Source organism: Bradyrhizobium diversitatis (genome assembly GCF_016031635.1).
GTDB lineage: Bacteria > Pseudomonadota > Alphaproteobacteria > Rhizobiales > Xanthobacteraceae > Bradyrhizobium > Bradyrhizobium diversitatis.
Map to the genome: position 1 here is coordinate 77,258 of NZ_JACEGD010000021.1, position 23,175 is coordinate 100,432.

Consider the following 23,175-nt stretch of genomic DNA (forward strand, 5'->3'; position numbering starts at 1 on the left):
GCAGTGGTTTTACGGCTTATGTCGTGATCTCCCCGGGGAGCGATGCACTATTGCCCCCGTCGCCTTGCGGATGACTGACGCTGCGAGCCCGGTCGGGCCGCAACGTCACCGCAAGACTTGGCGCACAGACCCCGGGCGCCAGGACCACACGATTTTGCCGTACGCTGATGGCACCGGTCGCATGCGCGACGGACCTTGCTCACGGTTGCCCGCCCTGCAAGCCCGTTCGTGCCAACGCCATCTGCGTCCACCGCCGCCCGGCCCGCGTTCGTGACGATCGCGATACGCCCCTCTTCCATGGGCCGGGTTGCGGCGACACATACGCCGTTTCCGAATTTCGGTAAAGCGGAATATTTTCGGCGAGGCGTCTTGACCGACGGTTCGGGTGTTTTGCCCGACGGGCAACGCAAGGTCTGGTAGCCCTGGAGTTGGCTCCATCCGGGCTGCTACGGGTGCGTGCCTGCCAACCGCTCGATCACCACATCCAGCAGCGCGCGCAGGCGAGCCAGGCGCTTGAGGTCGCGGTGATAGCCGACGAAGGTATCGCGGCCGGGCGGCGACGTACCGATGTCAAGCGCGACGAGGCGGCGGTCGCGGTCGCCGAGCGGGCGCGGCAGCACCGCCAATCCGCCGCCGCTCGCGCAGAGCTCGGCCTGCGCCTGCCTGTTGTTGCTGCGCGAAGCCACCTCCGCATTGGGCAGCGCGCGTTTCAGCCAGGCCGCATCGGGCATGTCGGCGAATTCGACGTTCATGGTCACGACGCGGACGCCACGCCCGTCGCCGGCGCGCGGCGGCTTGCTGCCCTTCTTGCCATAGAGCGCGTAGGGAATGTGCAGCAGCTTCCTGGAAATAATCTCCGGCTCGCTGAACGGCTTGATGCGAAAGACGAGATCGGCTTCGCGGCGCGGCAGGCTGTAGAGGCGCGCATCGGTCAGGAGCTCGACGGTCACCCTCGGATGACGCCTGCCGAAGGCGGCGATCACCGGCGCGAGCATCACCGTCCCGAACCAGTCCGACGACGACAGGCGCAAAAGGCCATCGAGCTGCGTCTCCGCGCCGGAGGCGTGACGTTGAAGGGCGAGCGCTTCCTCCTCGATCCGCTCGGCATGGCGCAGCACGGCGGTGCCCTCGTCGGTGAGGACGAAGCCGTCGGCGGTGCGCTGGAACAGCGTCTGCCCCAACGCCTGTTCGAGCGCGCGAAGCCGCCGGCCCATGGTCGGCTGGGTCTGGCCGATCTTTCGCGCGGCAGCCCCAAGCGTGCCTTCGCGCGCGATCGCCAGGAAGATGCGCAGATCGCCCCAGTCCATCGGAACCCTCATGCAATAATGCACGGTGATCGTACATCATCGTTTCTTTCCATGCAAAAATTCATGAGCATATTGGAGGGCGACAACGGAGCAGAACGATCATGACCAAACGATCGACAATGCGTGCAGCCGTGCTGGAGGCGCACAACGCGCCGCTGCGACTCTCGATCATCTCCACGCCCGAAATCGGCCCGCGCGAGGTGCTGGTTCGGGTCCGCGCGAGCGGGGTCAATCCGCTCGACACCAAGATCCATGCCGGCGCGGCGCCGCATGCGCGGCATCCGCTGCCTGCGATCCCCGGGATCGATCTCGCCGGCGTGGTCGAGCAGGCCGGGCACGAGGTGACGCGGTTCAAGCCGGGCGATGAAGTCTATGGCATGACCGGAGGCGTCGGCGGCGTGCAGGGATCGCTGGCCGAATTCGCCGCAATCGATGCCGACCTGCTGGCGTCGAAACCCGCCAATCTCAGTATGCGGGAAGCGGCAGCCCTGCCCCTGATCTTCATCACGGCCTGGGAAGGCCTGATCGACCGCGCCTCGCTAGGAGCCGGCCAGAAGGTGTTGATTCATGGCGGCGCCGGCGGCGTCGGCCATGTCGCGATCCAGATCGCGCGCGCTTTCGGAGCGAACGTGTTCGCAACCGGCTCGGCAGCGCAGCGCGCCACGATCGAAGGTTTTGGCGCGATGTTCATCGACCGCAACACGCCTGTCGAAACCTATGTTGCGCAGCATACCGGCGGCCGCGGCTTCGACGTCGTCTACGACACCGTCGGCGGCAAGGTCCTCGACGCCTCCTTTGAAGCGGTGCGCCGCTTCGGCCATGTGGTCAGTGCGCTCGGCTGGGGGACGCACGCGCTTGCGCCGCTGTCGTTCCGCGCCGCAACCTATTCCGGCGTGTTCACGCTGCTGCCGCTGCTGTCGGGCGAAGGGCGCGCGCATCATGGGGAGATCATGATGGAGGCGACGCGCCTGGTGGAGGCGGGCAAGTTGGTGCCGCTGCTCGATCCCAGGCATTTTACGCTGGAGAATGTCGGCGACGCCTATGCGCTGATCCGCGATCACGCAGCGAAGGGCAAACTGGTCGTCGACGTCTAAAGTGCGATGCGATCAGGATGAATCGTCATCGCGCTTTAGTTTGTTGTTCAAGCATGATCTTTTCGGAAAACCGCTGCGCACTTTTCCGGATCATGCTTTGGCCGGGCCTGTAGCCCGAGCCGGATCACGAGGCTGTGCGCGCCGTTAGTCCTCGCTGGACGCGGCGGAGCGGTTGCGCAGATAGGCCTGCGACAACAGAAAGAACAACGCGCGCTCGCCTTGATATTTGGCAGATGGCCGGGTGCGCTCGAAGCCATCGGCAAATATCTTGCCGGACTGGTCGCACACCTGCCAACGCCAGCCAAACCGCTTGCGCCTGGTAAGGATCACTTCGAACATGCCGACGGGCTTGGTCCCTGCTCCTTGCCGGTCTCGCAGACGCACAGGCCTGCTCCGGCTACCCCCATTAGATGGATGACCGACATATAACCCAGCGCGGTGGAAAGAGAATAAAATAGATGATCGGAAATTCGTATCGTGTGCCGCAGTGTGATGAAGCCGCGGTGCGGGAATAAGCCGTGGTCAGCGGTGTTTCCTCCGTCCCCAAGCGGCCATTTGGTCAAAAACACTGGGTGCGGCAGCGAAGAGCGGTTGCTTCCGGCACCCGGTACCGATCTGGCGGTAACAAGAGATGCACATCCGTGCGCTGGATGAGAACCGATCGTGCGGTGCGTCAAGTCAGGCTTGCGCGCAGCGCCGCCTGGGTTCTAAAGCGCGATGCGATCGGTCGGAAAACCGCTACGCACTTTTCCGGATCATGCTTCAGCGCGCGACGACTTCGACTTCGCCGTCGACGCCGTTGACGACGTTGAAACCGCGCTCATAGACCTTGCCCTCGTTCTTGGCGATGGCGCGGTATTCTCCTTCGGAGAGCACGACGCGCGGGAAGGCGCCGATCGATTCCTTGATGACGTCGCCGCCGGGGGTCAGCACCGACCAGGCGGTGTTGGCGAGCGCCTCGCCGCCCCTGTCGCTGACCAGCTTGAGCGTGATGACCGCGGCGCGGTGGGTGATGGTGACGTCGGTGAGCTTGCCGGCCTGGACGCGGATGTCCGAGCGCACCACCGAATTGGCGTCGCCGTAGTTGGAGACGATGTAATAGGTGCCCTCCGGAATCAGCACGACGTCACCGGCGGCGACGTTCGGCACCAGCGATGCGCGCTCGCCGGATTCGAACTGGCTGCCCTTGTAGATCGCGAACGAGATCTGGTTCTGCGGAATGCGGCTGGTGCCGACGCGGCCCTCGATGCGCAGGCCGCCCGCCGGCAGCACGAAGGATTCGCGGTCCGTCTCCGCCTTCAGGGCGACGGTGCGCACCGCACTGACGAGGCCGAAGGCAACATGCACGACGTAATTGCCGGGCGGCAGCACGATGTTTGGCGTGGCGTTGCGGTCCTCGCGGATCAGCTTGAAGGTGCCGTTCTCGTCGGGACGGTCGGCGAACACGCGCCAGACCAGGCCGCTGGTGATGGGCGGAGAGTCCTTGCCGTACTTCGCCGTCAGCGACAGCACGCCCTGCCCCGGCGCAGCCGCGTTCAGCGGGGCCGCCGGTGGCACGGTCGTGACCGCGGGCGGCGGCATGCTGGGAGTCGTGGGCTGCATCAGCGTCGGCGGCAGGCTTGGGGGTCCGGCGCCAAGGCCGGAGGGCGGCGCCAGGCTGACGGCGCCGCCGGGGTCGGGTACCGATGCCGGCGGTACCGGCGGCGGACGATCGGAGAAAAGCTGCGCCTGCGCAGCAGTTTGGCCTGAGGTAACCAGGCACGCGGCAAGGATCAGCGCCGGCAGCAGCCTGCCGCTGCGCCGCCATCCGATGATGCCGTCACCCCCGCGTGTCATACCCCCTGCTTTTCACCGAAAACGCGGCAAATTCAAGCCTCTGAAACCCCAGGAAATACGGCCTCGCGCGCGATCGCTGGAACCCGATTGACGCTTGCGTGATTACCCCGGAGCCAGCCATCCCTCGCCATACTCCTGCCCCGTGCCCTTCGCAAAGCGGCATAAACCATGCTTCACCCCTGATGTGGCGGAGCGCAGCAGCGGTGCCTAGTCTGGTGATACGGGCTGGCCTCGGCGTTAGGAGGGTTTCGGTGCTGGACAGATTGAAGGGTCGGGGCTCCAATGGCGAGAAGGTGGGACTCGGCAGCATCCGCCGGCCGGTCATCGGCCTTGCCCTCGGCGGCGGCGCGGCGCGCGGCTTTGCCCATATCGGCATCATCAAGACCCTGCTCGCCAACGGCATCGTGCCTGACGTCGTGGTCGGCACCTCGATCGGCGCCGTCGTCGGCGGCCTCTATGCGGCCGGCCAGCTCGACACGCTGGAAGAATGGGGCCGCAGCCTGCAAGGCATGCGCAACATCCTCAGCTATCTCGACATCCGCCTCAACGGCTCCGGCCTGATCGGCGGCGAGAAGCTCGCACTCCGGCTCGAGGATGCCTGCGGCCAAACCCAGATCGAGGACCTTCCGATCAAGTTCGCGGCCGTGGCGACCGAGGTCCGCACCGGCCACGAGATCTGGCTGACGCGCGGCCGCGTGGTCAACGCGATGCGCGCCTCCTATGCGCTGCCGGGCATCTTCGCACCGGTGCTGATCGGCGACCGCTGGCTGGTCGATGGCGCGCTGGTCAATCCGGTGCCGGTTTCGGCCGCCCGGGCGCTCGGCGCCGAAATCGTCATCGCCGCAAATCTTTCCAGCGACATCTTCACCCATTCCACGACGATCTATTCGCACGGCGCGATGCCGGAGACGGTGGCGCCCGAGGCCGGGGAGACGACGGTCAAGCGGCGCTTTCCGCGGTTGTTCTCGCCGGAGAAGACCGTGAAGCGCGAGTTCTTCGGCGGTGGCGGCCGGCCCGGCATCTCCTCGGTGATGGTCGATGCCTTCAACATCATGCAAGACCGCATTACCCGCGCCCGCCTCGCCGGCGATCCGCCTGACATGCTGATCACGCCACGCGTCGGCCAGATCGGCTGGTTCGACTTCCACCGCGCCGATGACCTCATCGCCTTCGGCACCCGCGCCGCCGAGCGCGCGCTGGATTCGATCCAGGAGGCCATCCATGTGCTGGCGCCGGCGCCCGAGGGCACCGCGCCGAAAGCACGGGAATCAGGTCAGTTGTGAGGTCGGTCAGGCCGTCTTGATGTAGTCGCGCAGGGCCTCCTGCTCCGACTCGTATTCCTGGACCCGGCGCTTGACGATGTCGCCGATCGAGATCAGGCCGACCACCTTGCCGTTGTCGAGCACGGGCAAATGGCGGAACTTGCCCGACGTCATCATCTCCATCAGCTCGGCCACGGTGTCGGTCTCCTTGCAGGTCACGACCTTGCGGGTCATGACGTCCGAGACCGGCGCCTCCAGCACGCCGGCGCCGCGCTCGCCCAGCACGCGTACAATGTCGCGCTCCGACAGGATGCCCTCGAGCCGGCTCTGGTTCATCACCAGCACCGCGCCGATCTTCTTCTCAGCGAGCAGCTTGATCGTGGCGGCCAGCTTGGCGTCGGGCTCGACGCTCACGATCTGGTGCCCCTTGGTGTTCAGAATGGAACGTACCGTCATTGCAGCCTCCCTGAATCGGAGCCGTCCGCCCTTGAGGCGATCCGAACTTGTTCTTCGAGTCTTCAACTAACAGTTTTGGCGCCGGTTTCACGCTCAGGCGCGTTGCGAAGCATCGCCGCCAGCGGCTTGCTGCTTCGAAACATTGCTCTCGCGGATGATGGATGAATTCGGGCCGCGCCGCAAGCGCCGCTTCAAATACGGTTTGAAATGTCCTGTGATGACGCATCCGCAGCATCGCCTCGAACGCGCGGCACGGGATCGAACAGGGCGAACAGCAGCAGACCGGCAAAGAAGCCGCCGATATGCGCCTGCCAGGCGACGCTCGTGGTCTCGGAATCGATCCCGATCGCGCCGACGCCGAAGATGATGTTGACGCCGAACCAAACGCTGAGGAAGCCGATCACCCGTCCGTCGCGCAGCGCGCGCGACAGCGGCAGCGCTGGAACTTTTGCGGCGGTATCGGCGTCCGAGCGGCTGAAGGACAGGAAGCTGCCGCGGACGAAGGCGAAGCGGATTGCGGCTGCCATCGCGCCCGACACCGAGGCCGAGGCGCCGATCATCGGGGCCACCGCATGCTCGTGGGTGATGAGATGGGCCAGCGCGCCGGCCGCCGCCGTCACCGCCAGGAAGACGAAGAACCTGACCGCGCCGAAGCGCCGCGCCAGCGCGCTGCCGAACGGCAGCAGCCACAGCACGTTGAAGCCGAGATGGGTCAGATTGGCGTGCAGCAGCGAATAGGTGACGAAAGTCCAGACCTTCGCACCCGCCCCGCCCGGGATCTGCAGATTGAGCAGCGAGGAATCGTAGCGCTTCGGGATGAAGCCGAACACGTCGATGGTCCAGTTCTCGAGCTCCGGCGGCAGCAACACCCGCAGATGGATCACCGCCAAAAGCAGGATATAGGCGGTCAGCGCCGCGGGCAGCGTCAGGATCGGCTCGCGCGGAGCCTCCTCGACGACGGCAGGCAAGCCCGGCTGAGGACCTTGCGGTGACGAATCTTGCGGGGAATCCAAGGCAGCTTCGCTTTCAGGCGCGATCGGAGCGTTAGGCTTGGAGATAGTCGCCTTTACCGTCCCTGCGCAAGTGCACAAACGGAAAAGGCGCGAGATGTCCGGCTGCGGTCCGGACGGCCGCTGGGCCCCGGCCCTGCAGCGCATCACTGAAGAAGTGCTGCGCTGCGTCCGGGGCACGAGAGATGCCGTGAAAACGGAAAAGGCAGGGCCCTGGGAAAGCCCTGCCTGTCCGTGTCGGTCTTCCGGTGGCCGGAGAGATAAGGAGCATCCCCACCCCTCCCCGCGGCCCGTGACCAAACTGTTTGACGCCCTAAGTACAGGCCTTGCCGAGAACCTGGAGAAAGCGGCAAGGCTTGCGACCGCGGTCACCATAACAGGCACGCATCCGGCACAAAGCGCATAGTTAATTTAACGTTAACGACGCAAAGGCGGGCACAAGAGGCCGAAAACGCCGCTGCGGCATGGACGCTGCAAATCCCCTCCTGCACAACAAGAGAAGGGATCGCGGGTGCACTGAAGCGGGACAGGTTTGTCCCGTGAGGTCGCGCCCGGGGGTTAGCGTTCAGACATGAAACATCCGTCGAGCCGCGCGTTCTTCGCGTATTGGAACAAGAAGCGCGGCACTGCGCGGGCCCCCGACCGGGCCGACATCGATCCGGCTGCGGTCCGCGGCCTGCTCGGCGACATCTTCGTGCTGTCCTGCGAGCCGAACCTCGGCTTCCCGTTTCGCGTCGCCGGCACGCGCGTCTGCGCGCTTGCAGGAACGGACCTCAAGGACCAGAGCTTTGCGGCGCTGTTCACTGACGCGAGCCGCAGCGAGATCGAGGAGATCACGACAATCGTCGCCGACGAGACGCTCGGCGCGATCGCCGGCGTCACCGCGGTGCGCGAGGACGGCAGCAAGGCGCATCTCGAACTGCTGCTGCTCCCCTTCAATGCCCGCCCGCACACGCCGGTGAGCGTGACAGGCGTGCTCGCGCCGTTCGACGACGAATGCGGCATGCTCTCCGCCTTCACCCTCACCTCTTGGCGCTACCTGCATCAGCCGGAAAAACTCCTGCCGCGCGCCATCCGCAAATTGCAGATCGCACGCGGGCTGATGGTGTACGAGGGGCTGAGATAGTCCCCGCCGTCCGCCGCGCGACAAGCCAACGCGCGGATGGCGGTTTTTGCCGGATCTGCGTCATTCCCGATGTCGTTGCCAGCGGCTAGCTTCCGCCTCGCATGAGGCAACGAGGATCGGGCGACACCATCATGATATTGCGCATTCTGGCGTGGTGCGGCGTCGGCTGCGTGGCACTGCTGGCGGCGATCGGTGGAACCTGGCTGTTCCTGCTACCTGGCTCGCCGGCTCAGGGGACCGCGCCTGCGATATCCAGGGACGAGATCGAGGCGACGCTTGCGGCGTTGAAGCCGCCAAAGCGCAATCGTCCCCTGATCGCCATCGTCGGTATCAACGAGATGAGCGAGACCACCGACTATCTGATGCCGTACGGCATCCTCGCGCGCGCCGATGTCGCCGACGTCCTCACATTGGGGACGCAGCCCGGACCCGTCGCGCTCTATCCCGCGTTGAAAGTGCAGCCGCACGCGACGATCGCCGAGTTCGATGCTGCGCACCCCGACGGCGCCGATTACGTCATCGTGCCGGCGATGAGCCGCGACGACGATGCCGTGGCCCTGCAGTGGATCAAAGACCAGGCCGGCAAGGGCGCGATCGTCATCGGCGTCTGCGTCGGCGCCATGGTCGTTGCCAATACCGGGCTGCTCGACGGCCGCCGGGCCACCACGCACTGGTATTCGGTGCGCGATCTGCAAAAGCATCCCGCGATCCGCTATGTCGCGGACCGCAGGCTGGTGGTCGACCGCGGCGTCGCGACGACGACCGGCATCACCGCATCCATGCCGATGGCCCTGACCCTGGTCGAGACGATTGCCGGCCGCGCCAAGGCGCTAGCCGTCGCCCGCGACATCGGACTTGCGGAATGGGATGCGCGCCACCGCAGCGAAGCCTTCCGGTTCACACGCCCCTTTGCACTGACGGCGATCGCCAACACGCTCGCATTCTGGAACCGCGAGCAACTCGGCATCGCGCTGACGCCTGATATCGACGAGGTGTCGCTTGCGCTGATCGCCGATGCGTGGTCGCGCACCTATCGCTCGCACGCCCTCACCTTCGCCGCCACGGCGGAGGCACGGACGAGCCGTAGCGGACTCCGCATCCTGCCGGACAGGATCGCGGCCGACTGGCCGGCAAAGCAGACGCCGCCGGCCGCCGTCGACCTGCCGCCGGCGCGAGCGCTGGACCAGACGCTGCAATCCATCGATGCGCGCTACGGGCCACGCACGGCCGACTTCGTCGCGATGCAGCTCGAATATCCGAGATAACGGCACGGCAGCTCGCCGGCTGTCGCGTGCAACGGCCGACGCACCGTGTTTGCGCAGAGCGCCGTTACGGCATCGCCAGATGCCAGGCGCCGTTCAAGAAGCCGTCGCCGGTGATGTCGCCGGGCTTCTGGTCCTTGGCGAAAGTGTAGAGCGGCTTGCCCTTGTAGGCCCACTGCTTCGAACCATCGTCGCGGTTGATGATGGTGTAGCCGTCGCCGGCGGCGTCGCTCGCTTCGGCCTTCAGCACCGGCCAGTTGGTCGCGCACGGACCGTTGCAGGCCGACTTGCCGTCCGCATCCTTGTCGAAAGTGTAGAGTGTCATGCCCTTGGCGTCGGTCAGCACGTTGCCCTTGTCGGTCTTGCCCGTCTTGGTCGGCGGTGCGGCGAAGGCGGCGGGAACGATCGCGAGCGATATTGCCAGCGCGAGCGCGAGGCGGATCGAGGACGTCATGATATCTCCTTGTCATGCAATTGGACTGCATGGGTAGGACGCCGCACGCGACCTCGTATTCCTCGGATCGCAGAAAGATATTTTTCGCTGCGCGCGCCAACGCGGCGGAATAAACTGGACCAACCGAGACGTAACGACGGATCGACATGAGCAAGCCGCACTGGCGTCCCGCGCATCCATCCGATCTGCCCGCGATCAGCGCCATCGCGGCGCGGATCCATCCTGATCTTCCGGAACGCCCCGAGGTGTTCGCGGAGAAGATGCGGCTCTATCCCGACGGATGCCGCGTGCTTGTCGCCGGCGACGAGATCGCCGGCTACGGGCTCGCGCATCCCTGGAAGCAGCATCAGATCCCGCCGCTCGATCGCTTCCTGGAACGACTCCCTCAAGATGCAGGCTGTCTCTATGTGCACGATATCGCCGTGCTGCCGGATCGGCGCGGCGGCATTGCGCGCGCCTATATTGCCGGGATCGCGGAGCTGGCGCGCGCCTCCGGCATCGCGGCGCTCGCACTTGTCTCGGTCTACGCCACGCGGCCGCTATGGGAGCATCTCGGCTTTCGTCCGGTGACGGCAGACGCGGCACTGCGCGCGAAGCTCGCCTCCTACGGGGAAGGCGCGACCTATATGCGGCATGACCTCACCGCGGCGTAGCGTCCCTGCCCGAGCGCCCCGCTGCAGATGACGTCGCCGGTGCAATCCGGCGGCATCATCGTCGTCTGTCCTGAATGGCGGCGGCTCAGCCGCGATGCTTCTTCTTCGTCTTCTTTCCCGGCGCGCCCTTCACCGGCCAGGGCGTCACCGACGGCTCCGCGCGGGCCTGCTTGTCGCGATGCTTCTTCTTTCCAAAAGGCGGCGTATCGCCGAATCGCGGTCCGCGCTCGCCGGACGGTTTGCCGCGCGGCTTGAATTCACGTGCCTCGCGCGGGCGCTCGTCGCGGCGAGCGCGACGATCGCCATCGGCTCTCTCGCGAGCCGGCGCGTGTGACCGTTCCTCCGACGGTGCCTGTCGTTGAGGCGCCTCCGCCATCGGCTCGATGCGGATGCTGTCTTCCTTGTCCGGACGCTTGACCTTGGCAGCGAACGACTCCGCGACCCGCTCGGAAATCTCGAACTCGGTGGTGGTGTCCATGATATTGATGGCGCCGATGTCGCGCTTGTCGATGCCGCCGCGGCGGCAGATCATCGGCAGCAGCCAACGCGCCTCCGCGTTCTTGCGTCGTCCGATGGCGGCGCGGAACCAGACGCTGCCTTCCGCCATGCCGTGTTTCGACGATGCTTTACCAGGCTTCGATCGGAGCCGCGCTGGGCGATCCTCCCCATCTGCGCCTTGAGATCTGTCGCGACCGCGATCGTCGCGCGTCCGGCTGCCTCGCTCGCCGGGATCGATGATGTCCTCGGGCGACGGCAGCCGCGCGCGGTAAAGCCGCGCGAGCGCGGCGGCGATGTCCTCCGCCGAGCGCTCGGCCAAGAGCGCCTGCGCCAGCGCCAGATCGTCGGCCGTCGTCTCCTCGGTGAACAACACGTCCTTCATGCGCGCGTGATCGAGCTTGCGGATTTCGTCGGCTTGCGGCGCGGTGCCCCAGGCCGCATCGATGCCGGAGACATTGAGCAGCATCTCGGCGCGGCGCCGACGTGCGGGCGGCACCAGGAGGACGCTGGTCCCCTTGCGGCCCGCGCGCCCCGTACGGCCGGAGCGATGCTGCATCACCTCGGCGTCGTTGGGCAGATCGGCATGAATGACGAGGTCGAGGCTCGGCAAGTCGATGCCGCGGGCGGCGACATCGGTGGCGACGCAGACGCGGGCGCGCCCGTCGCGCAGCGACTGGAGTGCCAGGGTGCGCTCGTTCTGCGTCAATTCGCCGGAGAGGGCGACGACCGAAAAGCCGCGCTCCAGCAGCGCCGCCTGCAAATGCCTGACGGCATCGCGCGTGCTGCAGAACACCAGCGCGCTCGGCGCCTCGTAGAAGCGCAGCACGTTGACGACGGCGTGCTCGACGTCGGCGGGCGCGATGCGGATCGCGCGATACTCGATATCGGCGTGACCGCCTGCGTCACCGGCGACCTCGATCCGGAACGCGTCGCGCTGGTATTGCCTCGCCAGCGCGACGATGCCGCGGGGAAACGTCGCCGAGAACAGCAGCGTGCGGCGCGTCTCCGGCGTGGTCTCGAGAATGAACTCCATGTCCTCACGAAAGCCAAGATTGAGCATCTCGTCGGCCTCGTCGAGCACGACGGCGGCGAGTTCGGAGATGTCGAGACGGCCACGGCGCAAATGATCGCAGAGCCGCCCGGGCGTGCCGACGACGATATGAGCGCCTGCGGCCAGTTCGCGCTGCTCGCGCCGCGGATCCATGCCGCCGACACAGGAGACGACGCGCCCGCCGGCATGCCCGTAGAGCCAGGCCAGCTCGCGCTGAACCTGAAGGGCGAGCTCGCGGGTCGGCGCCACGATCAGGGCGAGCGGCGCTGCCGCGGGCCCGAACTGCTCGGCATCATCAAGAAGATTCTTCGCGATGGCCAATCCGTAGGCGACAGTCTTGCCGGAGCCGGTCTGGGCGGACACCAGAAGGTCACGGCCTGCGGCTTCGTGAGCAAGCACGGCGAGCTGGACGGGGGTCAGTGAATCATAGTTCCGCTCGGCCAAAGCGCGGGCGAGCGGCGGGGTCAGGGCCGGAAGGGACACGAGATGGAGAACCTTGGTTGATTCAGGCGCGGAACGGTGATCCGGCGAACCTGAGCTGCATGCGCGGCGAACGGCCTGGCCGCACGCTGGCGATTTGATCTGGGCGCTCTTTACGCCAAGCGCCGGCAAATCGCCATGCCTATGTTGCATGGCTTGGTGGAGAGCACCGCGCCTCAAGGTTGCGGCAGACTCTTCCGGCCACCTCCATTAACCTGAGACCGACCGGATTTTCATGGGAATGACCGCGTGACGCCCTCCGTCAAACGCAGCTGCGGCGACTGCACGCTCTGCTGCAAGGTGATGGCCATCGAGGCGCTGGCCAAGCCCGCAAATGCCTGGTGCCGGCACTGCAAGCCCGGCCGGGGCTGCTCGACCTACGCCGCGCGTCCGGGTGAATGCAAGGCCTTCGCCTGCCTGTGGCTGGTCAACGATCTTCTCGACGAGCGCTGGAAGCCGAGCCGATCAAAACTCGTCCTGACGACGTCGAAGGACGGCATCGAAGTCCGGTGCGACCCGGGCTCTCCCAATGCCTGGCGCAAGGAGCCCTACGCTGCCGATATCCGCGCATGGGCGGCGGAAGGCGAGCGCAACGACATGACGGTGGTGGTGATCGTCGGCAAGCGCTTGATCCTCGTCACGCGGGAGCGTGAGTTCGATCTCGGGATCGTGGGACCGGACGAGCGGATCGTGCGGGAGCTCGAGGGCACGAAGGTGGTGGATGCGAGAGTGGTGAAGGAGAGCGAGATCGCCGCGGCCGCAAGCCCGGAACAGAGGCAGAAGACCAACCGAGGACTGCCTGATATGAAAGCGTCGAGGTGAGCCCCATGGGTTTCTGGATTGCGTGCGCGATGGGATTGGCGATCGCTTATCTCTTCGGTTCGACGCCGACGGGCTATCTGGCAGGAAGACTGCTGCAGGGCATCGACATTCGAGAGCATGGCTCCAGATCCACCGGGGCAACAAACGTGTTGCGCACCTTGGGAAAATGGCCGGCATTGGTCGTCCTGTTGGTCGATGTGCTGAAGGGCGCCGGGGCGATCGTCTTCGCCCGCTGGTTCTGTCGTTGGCTCACCACCTTGCCGTCCGTGACGCTGCCGGCAGCGCTCTATTCCCAAACCTGGATACCCTGGGCCGTCTGCCTGGCCGGACTTGCCGCGTTGTTAGGGCACAGCCTTTCGATCTGGCTGAATTTCACGGGCGGCAAATCGGCTGCGGCGGGTCTGGGCGTCCTGCTCGCGATGTCTTGGCCGGTCGGTTTGGGGGCCGCCATCGCCTTTGCCGTTGCGCTGGCGATTTTCCGCATCGTGTCACTTGGCTCGATGCTCGCCGCGCTGACTGCGATCGCCCTCGTCTGCAGCCTGGAGCAACCGTTGCCTTACCGATTACTCGTGATTGCCGGGGGCATCTACGTGATCGTGCGTCACCGTGCCAACATTCACCGGCTACTGGCCGGGGCAGAGCCACGGCTCGGACAGGTCAGCCCAGAACCCAGAACAGAAATATAAGGGCTTGTCGTGGTGTCCGTCGTTCCGGCGCAGCGCCGACCGCCCAGGTTCATCAGCAGGTGCCCTCGTTGGAGCCACGCTCTCGAATCTGGATCTCCGCGTAGACTTCCAGCAAATTGCCGTCGGGATCGCGGAAGAACAGCGTGCGATGCCCGAAGGGCTGGTCCGTCGGCGGCGACAGCGGCGCCACGCCTTGACGCAGCAGTTCATCGGCGCATTGATCGACCTCGGCGGCGGAGACCTTGAAGGCCAGTTGCAGCGAGGCGCTGCCCGCCGGGATCGGCGCATCGGAAGCAGTCCGACTCGGCCTCGCCAAGGCCAGAGTGTTGCTGCCCAGGCCGTATTCGATCCAGTTCGGCGACAGCTCGCGCAGCAGCGGGAAGGCGAGGACGTCCTCATAGAAGCGGCGCATCGCCACCATGTCGCGCTCGAAGATGACGGTATAGTCGATCGCGCGAATGGCGCTGAAGGGGGAGCGTCGGTTTGGGTCGTCAGTCTCTTCGTTTGTCATTTCATCGTGCAATCCAAACTCCGACGCGTAGCCCGCATGAGCGAAGCGAGATGCGGGAATCATCAGCAAGGCCCCGGATATCGCTTCGCTCATCCGGGCTACGCATCCTCATCCCACCAGCTCCGGCCACGGCACGATGGTCGATTTCACCGTCTTCATCGCCATCGCATCCCTCACCGCCTGCGCGACGCCCTCCTCTGTGAACGGATAGATCGTCTGCATCTTCAGCCACGGGTATTTGTCGCGCGTCCGGTAGAGCATGTCCACGCCGAGCGGCAGATCGTTGCCGGTGAAGCCCCAGGATCCGAGCACGTTGAGATCCTTGGTGCAGATGCGGTGCCAGGAGGTGTCGATCGAGCCGGCGTCGGTGAACTGGCCCATCTCGACATAGGTGCCGCCGTCGCGCAGCATCTCGATGCCTTCGGGTCCGGCGGTCGGGTGGCCCGAGCAGTCCATCACGAGATCGGCGCCGAAGCCGCCGACGATCTCCCGTACGCGTGCGATGCGCTCCTGCGGCGACTTGATCTCCTCGATGTTCACCGTCGCCTCCGCACCGAACTCGCGGGCGAGCTTGAGCCGCGGCTCCTCCGGCGCGCCGACGCAGACGACGCGCCCTGCACCCATCTCCCTGGCGGCGGCGACCGCCAGGATGCCGATCGGGCCGGAGCCCTGGATCACCACCGTATCGCCCCAACTGAAGCCGCCGGCGCGGGTTGCACGATTGAAGGCGCGGATGCAGGAGGTCAGCGGCTCGGACAGCGCCCCGAGCCGCAGCGACATGTCGTCGGGCAGCTTGTAGATCTTGGTGCCCGGCAGCATGTCGAGGTCGACATAGACATATTCGGCCCAGCCGCCCCACAAATGCGGCGCCTTGTCGAAGCCGAGATAGCGGCCGTAATAGACCGGGGTCAGGCACTTGTTCGCGGTTTGCGGATAATGGACGCAGTAATAGCAGCGGCCGCACGGCATCAAGGGCGGGATCATCACCTTCGAGCCGACCGTCAGCGGCTTGCTCATGAAGTCCTCGGAGAATTCATCGCCGCATTCGACGATGATGCCGCCGAGCTCGTGTCCCAGCGTGAACGGCCAGGGCAGCGGCTTCGGCCAATGTCCTTTCAGAATATGCAAATCGGTGCCGCAGACCCCGCAGGCGCCAATCTTGATCAGTGCGCCCCTGCGGCCGACCTTCGGCCACGGCACGCTGCGGATGACGGGCTCCGAGCCGGGACCAGCGTGAGTGCAGACGCGGATGGATTCCATGGCTGTTTCCTCGATCCCCGCTTGTTGTGATTTGTGGTGCGGGCGTATCGCGAAGCGTATCATAGCTCAGCCAACGAAGGCGGAAGTGGCCTATGTGACCGGCGCACCATCATTGCGCTGCAAGCGCCCGCATTTCGGCAAGATATTTGCAGCGACGCAAGCAGTGCCACAGCAATTCCATATCGAGGAGCCCATGACCGAGAACATACGCGCCCTCTTTGATCGCTGGGAGCAGGTTTGGCACGAGGGACGATTTGACCTGATCCCGGACTGCGTGGGATCGCACTACATCCGTCACGATGAGAGAGGCGACCGGACCGTCAGCCGGGAAGAGTATGCTGCGGAATTGCAGACCGTGCATCGAGATCGGCCCGGAATCCGCGTCGTGGTGTATGATCATTCCTTCACGAGCGAGCGCGCGTGGTTCCGATTTGCATTCGTTTGGCCCGATCCGACGACCGGCGAGAAGCGTAGCCGCGCCGGCATGCAAAGCTATCGTATCGAAGGCGGCAAGCTGGCCGAGACCTGGATCACGATGCTTGGTCTCGGAACCGCATGGGCCGACGAGCCCCAGGAAAGCTGGACCCGCCGCAAGACGTGAGGAGGAGCTCAGGTTCGGGACGTCGCTCGTCCGCCCGTCGCGATTTGCGGCGCCGGAGCACGGTCGATAGCGCGACGAAGTCACGGCTACCATGCAAGGCATGGCTGGTCTTCGTCCACGTGCAAAGTCTTGAGCCGTCGCCAGCGAACGTGTAAGGCGCCAAGAGTCCCACTCAGGTCATCCCGTGAACCCCCTCCCCCAAAATCCCATGGCCGCATCCGGATCGTTTGCGGCGATGAAGTCCGTGCCCTACCGTCTCCAGTTCGCCTCTTACGTGCTGGCGATGATGGCGGACAATATCGAGCATGTGATCAGCTATTGGGTGGTGTTCCAGAAATTCCATTCGCCGACGCTGGGCGGGTTTGCCGTGCTGTCGCACTGGCTGCCGTTCCTGCTGTTCTCCGTCGCGGTCGGTGGCCTCGCCGACCGGTTCGATCCGCGCCGCATCATCCAGTGCGGCATGCTGCTGTTCATCGCCGCCTCCGCCGGTTGGGGCTTCTTCTTTCTGACCGATACGATCCAGATGTGGCACGCGATGCTGCTCCTGGTGATCCACGGCTGTGCCGGCGTGCTCTGGCAGACGCCGAACCAGCTTCTGCTCTACGACCTCGTCGGCCCGGCCGATCTGCCGAGCGCGGTGCGGCTGAACGCGATGGCGCGCTATCTCGGCATCCTGGTCGGACCTGCGGTCGGCGGCATCGTCATGCTGACGCTCGGTCCCTCGCACGGCATCATCTTCAACACGCTGTTCTATCTGCCGATGCTGCTCTGGCTGTTCTGGGCCCCGGCCAGGGACAAGAGCGTGGCGGCGCGTCGCTTCGCGGTGCGCGGCCTTGCCGACATCGTGCTCACCATCCGCGCGATCGGCACCCAGCCCGTGCTGTCGGGGATGACGTGGCTTGCCGGCCTCACCTCCTTCATGATCGGCAACGCCTATCACGCCCAGATGCCGGGCTATGCCGGCGATCTCGGCCATGGCGATCCCGGCGTCTCCTACAGCGTGCTGCTCGCGGCGGATGCGGCCGGCGCGCTGCTGGCCGGCATCGCACTGGAATCCTGGGGACGGCTGAAGGGCACCCCGCGCACCGCAATCACGCTGGCGATGCTGTGGAGCGTGGCGCTGCTCGGCTTCGCACTGGTGCCGGTCTATCCGGTCGCGATTGCGCTGCTGTTCCTTGCAGGCTTCTTCGAGCTCTCCTTCAACACCATGGCGCAGGCGCTGGTGCAACTGAACGCGCCGCACGACATCCGCGGCCGCATCGTCGGCCTTTACAACATGGCCGGGCTCGGCATGCGGGCCTTCAGCGGCATCACGGTCGGGGTAGCAGGCGCGGCGATCGGCATCCACTGGTCGCTCGGGCTCTCGGCCGCCGTGCTGCTGGCGCTGCTGTGCCTGCTGTATCAGCGCGCGGCGAAGGCGGCGTGAGGGCGCAGCGTTACGACACGGCCGATTGACTCCGGCGTCCCCTCACCGCACGCTCAAGACTTTTGGGAGATGGGGCATTGCGCAATCGCTGGGGCATTCTTGCGATCCTGTTCATCGTGCGCCTCACCATCGCGTTCCAGTTCCAGAGTGTCGCGGCGGTCGCCCCACTGCTGCAACAGACCTTCGGCGCCGGCATCGCCGATATCGGCATCCTGATCGGGCTCTATTTCACGCCAGGCGTGGTGCTTGCGCTGCCGGGCGGCGCCATCGGCCGGACCCTCGGCGACAAGCCGACGACGATTGCCGCGCTGCTGCTGATGACTGCGGGCAGCCTCGTCATGGCCGTCACCGACGTCTGGAACTGGCAGATGGCGGGCCGCCTCGCCTCCGGCGCCGGCGGCGTGCTGCTGACGGTGCAGCTTACCAAGATGGCCGCCGACTGGTTCGCCGGAAAGGAGATTGCGACCGCGATGGCGATCTTCGTCAATTCCTGGCCGGCCGGGGTCGCGATCTCGCTGCTGGTGCTGCCGGCGATCGGCACCGCCCATGGTGCGGGCGCCGTATTCCTGTCCGTGGGCGCACTGACCGCGATCGGCATTCTGCTGATCACGTTCTACCAGCCGCCGCCGGGAGCCGGCGCCGGCGCTGCCGGCTCGGGCCGGCTCGATCCGCTGGCGCTGCTGGCGGTGATCGTCGCAGGGCTCATCTGGGGCCTCTACAATGTCGGCTTCGCCATGATCTTCTCGTTCGGCCCGACGCTATTGGCCGAGCGCGGCTGGAGCATCGCCGCGGCGGGCTCGGCGATCAGCGTCGTGATGTGGCTGTCGGTGATCTCTGTTCCAGCAGGCGGCTATCTCGCCGACCGCTTCAAGCGACCCTTTATATTGGCGATCGGGGCCAGCCTCATCGTGGCGGGACTGCTGGCCTGGCTGCCGCGATCGGACGCGGTGATCACCATCCTGATCCTGATCGGCCTGATCGGAGGCCATCCGGCCGGCCCGATCATGAGCCTCGCCGCCCGCGTGCTCGCCCCGGACACCAGGGCGATCGGGATGGGCGTGTTCTACACCCTCTTCTATGCGGCGATGATGCTGGGGCCGGCGGTGGCCGGGCGGCTCGCCAAATCGGCCGGGACCGCCGCGGTCGCGCTCGACCTCGGCGCGCTGACGGTGCTGGCCTGCCCGCCCCTGATGTGGCTTTTCGAATGCATTGTGTCTGTCCGTTGCCGCCGCGCCCAATCCTAACGCGGCATTAACCCTATGCACCTTAGGGTCGTCCCGGACTCCGCCCGGGCGGGGGGTCGGGTGTTGAAAATGGCGTTGGCGAACAAAAAATTTCTTCCGGCCGCCGAGGAGCGCAGGCGCTTCCAGCGGGTGAAGGTGCACCTGCTCGGCCGCTACATGCTGCCGGACCGCCGGGAATTCCCCTGCCAGGTGATCAACATGTCGCCGGGCGGCCTCGCTTTGCTCGCGCCCGGCATCGGCAATGTCGGCGACCGCGTCGTCGCCTATCTCGACCATATCGGCCGCGTCGAGGGCAAGATCACCCGCATCATCGACAACGGCTTCGCCATGACGATCGGCGCGACGCCGAGGAAGCGCGACAAGCTCGCGGCCCAGCTGACCTGGCTCGCCAATCGCGACATCCTCAACCTGCCGGAGGACCGCCGCCACGACCGTATCGTGCCGCGCAACCCCATCGCGGTGCTGACGCTCGAGGACGGCACCAAGATGACGTGCCGCATCATCGACCTTTCCTTGTCCGGTGCTGCCATTGCCGCGGAGAACCGCCCGCCGCTGAAATCGACGGTCCTGCTCGGCCGGGTCCAGGGCCGCGTGGTCCGAAACATCGAAGACGGCTTCGCGCTGGAGTTCCTGCACGAGCAGCCGATCGAGACACTCGAAGAGAGCGTTACCGCGCGGTAAAGCACGCGGACGCGAAAACCTCATTATTTCCAAGCTGGAAGGCGGCCTCCGGGATGCGGATGCCGCCTTTTTCGCATCGCCTGGCCGCCGCCTTGCGGTTAACGCGTCGGTCGCGGAGCGGCGCGCACGCCGCTTCTGCCAGCGTTTTCGCGTTAATCGGTAAAATTTGAATCGATTGCAGTCATATCGAATTTTATTCGAATTCGATTCAAGTATAGATCGAATTCGCCGCGCCTTTTACTTGCATTCGTCTCGACTTGACTTGGTTGACTTAGCGGCAACTCAAAAGCTCCGTGCGAAATGTGGTCCCAACAAGAAACGGGGACCGCAATGTTTGACTTCAGGGGACAGGGGAAGAGGCTGGCGCTGGCTGCCATGCTCTTCGGGATCAGCGCGGCGGCGCAGGCTGGCGAAAGCCGTCTGCTCTACGCGAGCCTCGGCGACACCACGCGTGCGCCAATCGGCTGGGTCGAGTTCTGCGCGGACAACGCCGCCCAGTGCCAGGGCGTACCGATGCAGCCGCGCGACATCGTGCTGTCGCAGGCCGCATGGCGCGACCTCGTCAAGGTCAATCGCTGGGTCAACGAGACCGTCAAGCCTTTGACCGACCAGGAGCACTGGGGCGTGATCGAGAAGTGGTCGCTGCCATCAGACGGCTACGGCGACTGTGAAGACTACGTGCTGTTGAAGCGCAAGATGCTGATCGACGCCGGATGGCCGCGTCAGGCCCTGCTGATCACCGTCGTGCGCGACAAGAAGGGCGAAGGCCACGCGGTGCTGACGGTGAAGACCGACAAGGGCGAGTTCGTTCTCGACAATCAGAACGAGAACGTCGTCGCCTGGACGGAGACCGGCTATCGCTTCGTCAAGCGCCAGTCGCAGAGCGATCCCAATGTCTGGGTCTCGCTGGGCGATACCAAGCCGGCGGTCTCCACCGCCAGCGCCAAGGATCAGTAGGAACGAGACAACGAGTTACGCGGCCCGGTCACATCCCCACCCCTCCCCGTCCCAGACCGGTTCGCGCGCGCCCAGCCATCCCCCAATGGCTGGGCGCAACTCTTTTGGGGATGCACGATCAGCTCTGCTGGCCCTGGCGAGTCCAGGGAACGCGTGCGGCGGTGAAATCCCGCCAGCTATCCTGCAGCGCCTGCTGCACGCCGATCGATGCCCGCGCCTGCCAGCCGGCGATCGCGGCCGCCGCAATGGTGCTGTCGCGATCTTCAGCGCCGAGCCCGTCGAGCAATGAGGCCGTCACGGCCATGTCGTTGAAGACGCCGAGCTCCTCCTGCAAGCCGGCGAGCCGGCGCGCGAATTTTCGCGCGGACTTGCGATCCTCGTACAGCGGCAGCAGGAACTCGCCGAGATAGCGCAACCGCTTGGTGGCGAGCCGCACCCGGTGGAGCTCGTCGACCGTGAGCGACTTGAAGCGGCGGCCGCGCTTGAGCACCTTCGCATACTGCTCGGACAGGACGCGTTCCGCGAAATTGACAGCGGGCTCGGCGAGCCGGCCGAGATCTTCGGGCGCGACGCCGTTGCGCCAGCCGCGCGTCTCGATGCAGCCGCCGAGACCGATCAGGAAAAGCGCGCAGCGGCGATCATCGAGCGCATTGCGGACCCCGCGATAGGCTTCCGCCTGACGCTGAGCCGCGACCCGCGCGAGCGCATCGAAGCCGGTGACCGACGGACATGCCTTTGCGATCGCCGGCAAGGTGTCGAGCTGGAACATGTCCCAGTCGCGCGCGGCGGACAGGCCTTGCGCCAGCCATTTGGCTTCCGAGCGCAGCGCATCGAGGTTGCCGAGCGCGCCGACCGATCGCATCAGGTCGAGCGCAGATCGCAGCCGGCGCAGCGAGACGCGCAGCTGATGCACGCCTTCCGGATTGCGACCGTCCTCGGCGGCCGGCAACGATTGCAGCAGGTGAAGGAAGCAGGAGCGCAGGATGGCCGCGAAGGCTTCGTCGAGCGCAACGGAGGGATCGAGGCCAAGCTTGCGCGGCCGGCGTGCCGACGGCGGCTGGTCCGCGGCAAGGTCGAAGCCGCGTGCGGATTTGCTGCGGATGGACGGCCTCACCGTTCCGTGCTCCGCAAGGCGCAGCGCGATCTCGTAGATCGCGCTCGCGCCGCCGCTCTTCAGCTCCAGCTCGATCTCGCTCACCGGCATCGACCTGCCGCCTGCGGTCAGGTCGCCCCGATCGAAGGCCACCTCGACCGTGCCGGACGGCAGGTCGACGATGCGCGTGTGCCGATGGATATCGGCCTTGAACACCGCTTCGAGCGGCTGCGCGTCGAGTTGGCCGCGCAGCTTCTCCGGAATGAACGGCATCGCCAAGGCGACATCGGGCGCAAGCGACAGCACACTCGCTTCCCATTCGCCGCGACGCAGCGGATCGTCCGCAACGTCGCTCTTCACGGTCTGCACGAAGCGCGTGCCGCTCTGGCGGACGCGCAAGCTCAGGCCGGCGCGGCGAAGCGCCCGCTCGGGCGTGTCGTAGTAGACGGACTTGAGACGTTTGCGCGAGCCCTTGTTTCGTGCATTCGCCGCGATGACCGGCGCAGCGCCGAAATGCGCCATGCGATCGGCATCGACGAGAAGCTTGAGCTCGATTTCGCCGGCGGGATGAGCGGTGCTGCCCGGCTCGGTTGGCTGCAGATCAGGCGTCGCCTCTTGCGCCGGCGTCCGTTCGCTCACAGCGTCCTTGATCCCCGGCTCCGCGTCTGGTCCTGCGGGTTCAATCTGCCTCAAGAAGCCGGCAACGATGGGCGCTCCTTTGTTCTCCTTCGGAGACTGATTCCCATCCGGCGCGCCCAGAGTCTTGCGAGCCGTCGTTGAATCTGACTTGAGCATGGAGAGTTGCGTGACAGTTTGATGACAGAGCGCAAGCATATAGCGGATGAGCCGCGCGAGGAATAGTCAGGTGTCGTCGCAACGCATCATCGTCCACATGCGACATCTCGAACGCTGGGATCGACGAGGCCTGTCACAATCGGGCGCGGCTTCTCGATTTCACTTGGCGTCGCATACAGTTAGTGATCCTATCAAGAAAGGAAATCTCACAGTTCTCGAAATCGAGATCAACGCAGCAACGAGCCTGGTTCATGCTGGCCGAGAAATTCTTTCTGGTTCTGGAGACACTTAGGAGTCACCTGCCCGATGACAGGCCCGAGATTGTGACAAGCCCTTCGCCGGAGGCGTCGACTCCCACAGATTCGCACCCCAAGAAACCGGTTCCCGACAGTCAGGAGCAGAAATATCGTTCGAGCGGCGGCACCACGGCGCCGGATGTTTCTGATCTCTGAGCCACGGGCATGCCAAATGAAGGCCACCGCTTCATTAGGAACCTTCATCGCCCTCGCGCTTGAAACGGCATGAAGACTCCATCACCGGGAATGCGCAGGGCGCTGCGCCAGGCTCAATTGTACGGGCACCTGCTCGTCCGAAATGACAGGTTGTATTA

At 65.5% G+C, this 23,175-nt stretch carries 23 protein-coding genes; 13 read left to right on the top strand and 10 right to left on the bottom strand.

Annotated elements, in window-relative coordinates; all coding sequences use genetic code 11:
* Positions 1 to 446: 446 nt before the first annotated feature.
* Positions 447 to 1,307, bottom strand: a complete 861-nt coding sequence (locus H1B27_RS23305) for a LysR family transcriptional regulator (RefSeq protein WP_061882817.1) — start codon at positions 1,305 to 1,307, stop codon at positions 447 to 449.
* 101 nt (positions 1,308 to 1,408) lie between these two features.
* Between H1B27_RS23305 and H1B27_RS23310 the strand changes: the two genes are divergently transcribed.
* Entirely contained in the window at positions 1,409 to 2,401 is a 993-nt protein-coding gene (locus H1B27_RS23310) for a zinc-dependent alcohol dehydrogenase family protein (protein WP_245312223.1), read from the top strand.
* 144 nt (positions 2,402 to 2,545) lie between these two features.
* On the opposite strand, the gene H1B27_RS23315 is transcribed toward H1B27_RS23310, so the two are convergent.
* On the bottom strand, positions 2,546 to 2,785 hold the full coding sequence (locus tag H1B27_RS23315) for a hypothetical protein (RefSeq protein ID WP_239624609.1): 240 nt from the start codon (positions 2,783 to 2,785) through the stop codon (positions 2,546 to 2,548).
* A 378-nt stretch (positions 2,786 to 3,163) separates the two neighbouring features.
* Positions 3,164 to 4,237 (bottom strand): RgsD C-terminal domain-containing protein, encoded by a 1,074-nt coding sequence (locus tag H1B27_RS23320; protein ID WP_061882819.1) that lies wholly within the window; start codon positions 4,235 to 4,237, stop codon positions 3,164 to 3,166.
* 251 nt (positions 4,238 to 4,488) lie between these two features.
* Here H1B27_RS23320 and H1B27_RS23325 point away from each other — a divergent pair, with 251 nt between their 5' ends.
* Positions 4,489 to 5,520: a patatin-like phospholipase family protein gene (locus H1B27_RS23325; protein WP_061882820.1), complete on the top strand. Its 1,032-nt coding sequence runs from the start codon at positions 4,489 to 4,491 to the stop codon at positions 5,518 to 5,520.
* Between the two features lie 6 nt (positions 5,521 to 5,526).
* On the opposite strand, the gene H1B27_RS23330 is transcribed toward H1B27_RS23325, so the two are convergent.
* Together H1B27_RS23330 and H1B27_RS23335 are read right to left on the bottom strand one after the other, a co-directional pair.
* On the bottom strand, positions 5,527 to 5,955 hold the full coding sequence (locus H1B27_RS23330; protein ID WP_061882821.1) for a CBS domain-containing protein: 429 nt from the start codon (positions 5,953 to 5,955) through the stop codon (positions 5,527 to 5,529).
* A 191-nt stretch (positions 5,956 to 6,146) separates the two neighbouring features.
* The gene (locus tag H1B27_RS23335) at positions 6,147 to 6,968 is read right to left on the bottom strand and encodes a rhomboid family intramembrane serine protease (protein ID WP_197967650.1); all 822 of its coding nucleotides are present in this window, start codon (positions 6,966 to 6,968) and stop codon (positions 6,147 to 6,149) included.
* A gap of 568 nt (positions 6,969 to 7,536) precedes the next feature.
* On the opposite strand from H1B27_RS23335, the gene H1B27_RS23340 reads away from it, so the two are divergent.
* A complete protein-coding gene (locus H1B27_RS23340) occupies positions 7,537 to 8,091 on the top strand; it encodes a PAS domain-containing protein (RefSeq protein ID WP_061882823.1) in 555 nt (184 codons plus the stop codon).
* A gap of 131 nt (positions 8,092 to 8,222) precedes the next feature.
* A complete protein-coding gene (locus H1B27_RS23345; protein ID WP_197967651.1) occupies positions 8,223 to 9,356 on the top strand; it encodes a DJ-1/PfpI family protein in 1,134 nt (377 codons plus the stop codon).
* Positions 9,357 to 9,420: 64 nt separating this feature from the next.
* Here H1B27_RS23345 and H1B27_RS23350 read toward each other — a convergent pair whose 3' ends face one another.
* Positions 9,421 to 9,807 carry a COG4315 family predicted lipoprotein gene (locus tag H1B27_RS23350; protein WP_197967652.1) on the bottom strand — a complete coding sequence of 129 codons (387 nt, stop codon included), beginning with the start codon at positions 9,805 to 9,807 and terminating at the stop codon, positions 9,421 to 9,423.
* A 146-nt stretch (positions 9,808 to 9,953) separates the two neighbouring features.
* Between H1B27_RS23350 and H1B27_RS23355 the strand changes: the two genes are divergently transcribed.
* Entirely contained in the window at positions 9,954 to 10,460 is a 507-nt protein-coding gene (locus tag H1B27_RS23355) for a GNAT family N-acetyltransferase (RefSeq protein ID WP_197967653.1), read from the top strand.
* 85 nt (positions 10,461 to 10,545) lie between these two features.
* Here H1B27_RS23355 and H1B27_RS23360 read toward each other — a convergent pair whose 3' ends face one another.
* Positions 10,546 to 12,492 carry a DEAD/DEAH box helicase gene (locus H1B27_RS23360; protein ID WP_197967654.1) on the bottom strand — a complete coding sequence of 649 codons (1,947 nt, stop codon included), beginning with the start codon at positions 12,490 to 12,492 and terminating at the stop codon, positions 10,546 to 10,548.
* A gap of 246 nt (positions 12,493 to 12,738) precedes the next feature.
* Between H1B27_RS23360 and H1B27_RS23365 the strand changes: the two genes are divergently transcribed.
* Positions 12,739 to 13,311, top strand: a complete 573-nt coding sequence (locus H1B27_RS23365) for a hypothetical protein (protein WP_197967655.1) — start codon at positions 12,739 to 12,741, stop codon at positions 13,309 to 13,311.
* A gap of 5 nt (positions 13,312 to 13,316) precedes the next feature.
* Positions 13,317 to 13,997: a glycerol-3-phosphate 1-O-acyltransferase PlsY gene (gene plsY, locus H1B27_RS23370; protein WP_197967656.1), complete on the top strand. Its 681-nt coding sequence runs from the start codon at positions 13,317 to 13,319 to the stop codon at positions 13,995 to 13,997.
* Between the two features lie 52 nt (positions 13,998 to 14,049).
* Here the strand turns inward: plsY and H1B27_RS23375 are convergent, their stop codons facing one another.
* A complete protein-coding gene (locus H1B27_RS23375) occupies positions 14,050 to 14,508 on the bottom strand; it encodes a VOC family protein (RefSeq protein WP_197967731.1) in 459 nt (152 codons plus the stop codon).
* Between the two features lie 108 nt (positions 14,509 to 14,616).
* A complete protein-coding gene (locus tag H1B27_RS23380; RefSeq protein ID WP_197967657.1) occupies positions 14,617 to 15,768 on the bottom strand; it encodes a zinc-binding dehydrogenase in 1,152 nt (383 codons plus the stop codon).
* On the opposite strand from H1B27_RS23380, the gene H1B27_RS23385 reads away from it, so the two are divergent.
* The 5 genes from H1B27_RS23385 (at position 15,767) to H1B27_RS23405 (ending at position 20,677) form a co-directional block, all read left to right on the top strand.
* Positions 15,767 to 16,369 (top strand): nuclear transport factor 2 family protein, encoded by a 603-nt coding sequence (locus tag H1B27_RS23385; RefSeq protein WP_246515628.1) that lies wholly within the window; start codon positions 15,767 to 15,769, stop codon positions 16,367 to 16,369. The two genes, H1B27_RS23380 and H1B27_RS23385, sit on opposite strands and share 2 nt — an antisense overlap.
* Positions 16,370 to 16,577: 208 nt before the next feature.
* Positions 16,578 to 17,795, top strand: a complete 1,218-nt coding sequence (locus H1B27_RS23390) for an MFS transporter (RefSeq protein WP_197967658.1) — start codon at positions 16,578 to 16,580, stop codon at positions 17,793 to 17,795.
* Positions 17,796 to 17,872: 77 nt separating this feature from the next.
* A complete protein-coding gene (locus H1B27_RS23395; RefSeq protein WP_197967659.1) occupies positions 17,873 to 19,039 on the top strand; it encodes an MFS transporter in 1,167 nt (388 codons plus the stop codon).
* 69 nt (positions 19,040 to 19,108) lie between these two features.
* A complete protein-coding gene (locus H1B27_RS23400) occupies positions 19,109 to 19,720 on the top strand; it encodes a PilZ domain-containing protein (protein WP_061882830.1) in 612 nt (203 codons plus the stop codon).
* 330 nt (positions 19,721 to 20,050) lie between these two features.
* The gene (locus H1B27_RS23405) at positions 20,051 to 20,677 is read left to right on the top strand and encodes a transglutaminase-like cysteine peptidase (protein ID WP_197967660.1); all 627 of its coding nucleotides are present in this window, start codon (positions 20,051 to 20,053) and stop codon (positions 20,675 to 20,677) included.
* A gap of 118 nt (positions 20,678 to 20,795) precedes the next feature.
* Here the strand turns inward: H1B27_RS23405 and H1B27_RS23410 are convergent, their stop codons facing one another.
* The gene (locus tag H1B27_RS23410; RefSeq protein ID WP_197967661.1) at positions 20,796 to 22,565 is read right to left on the bottom strand and encodes a CYTH and CHAD domain-containing protein; all 1,770 of its coding nucleotides are present in this window, start codon (positions 22,563 to 22,565) and stop codon (positions 20,796 to 20,798) included.
* 251 nt (positions 22,566 to 22,816) lie between these two features.
* Between H1B27_RS23410 and H1B27_RS23415 the strand changes: the two genes are divergently transcribed.
* Positions 22,817 to 23,017, top strand: a complete 201-nt coding sequence (locus tag H1B27_RS23415; RefSeq protein ID WP_156505470.1) for a hypothetical protein — start codon at positions 22,817 to 22,819, stop codon at positions 23,015 to 23,017.
* Positions 23,018 to 23,175: the final 158 nt, after the last annotated feature.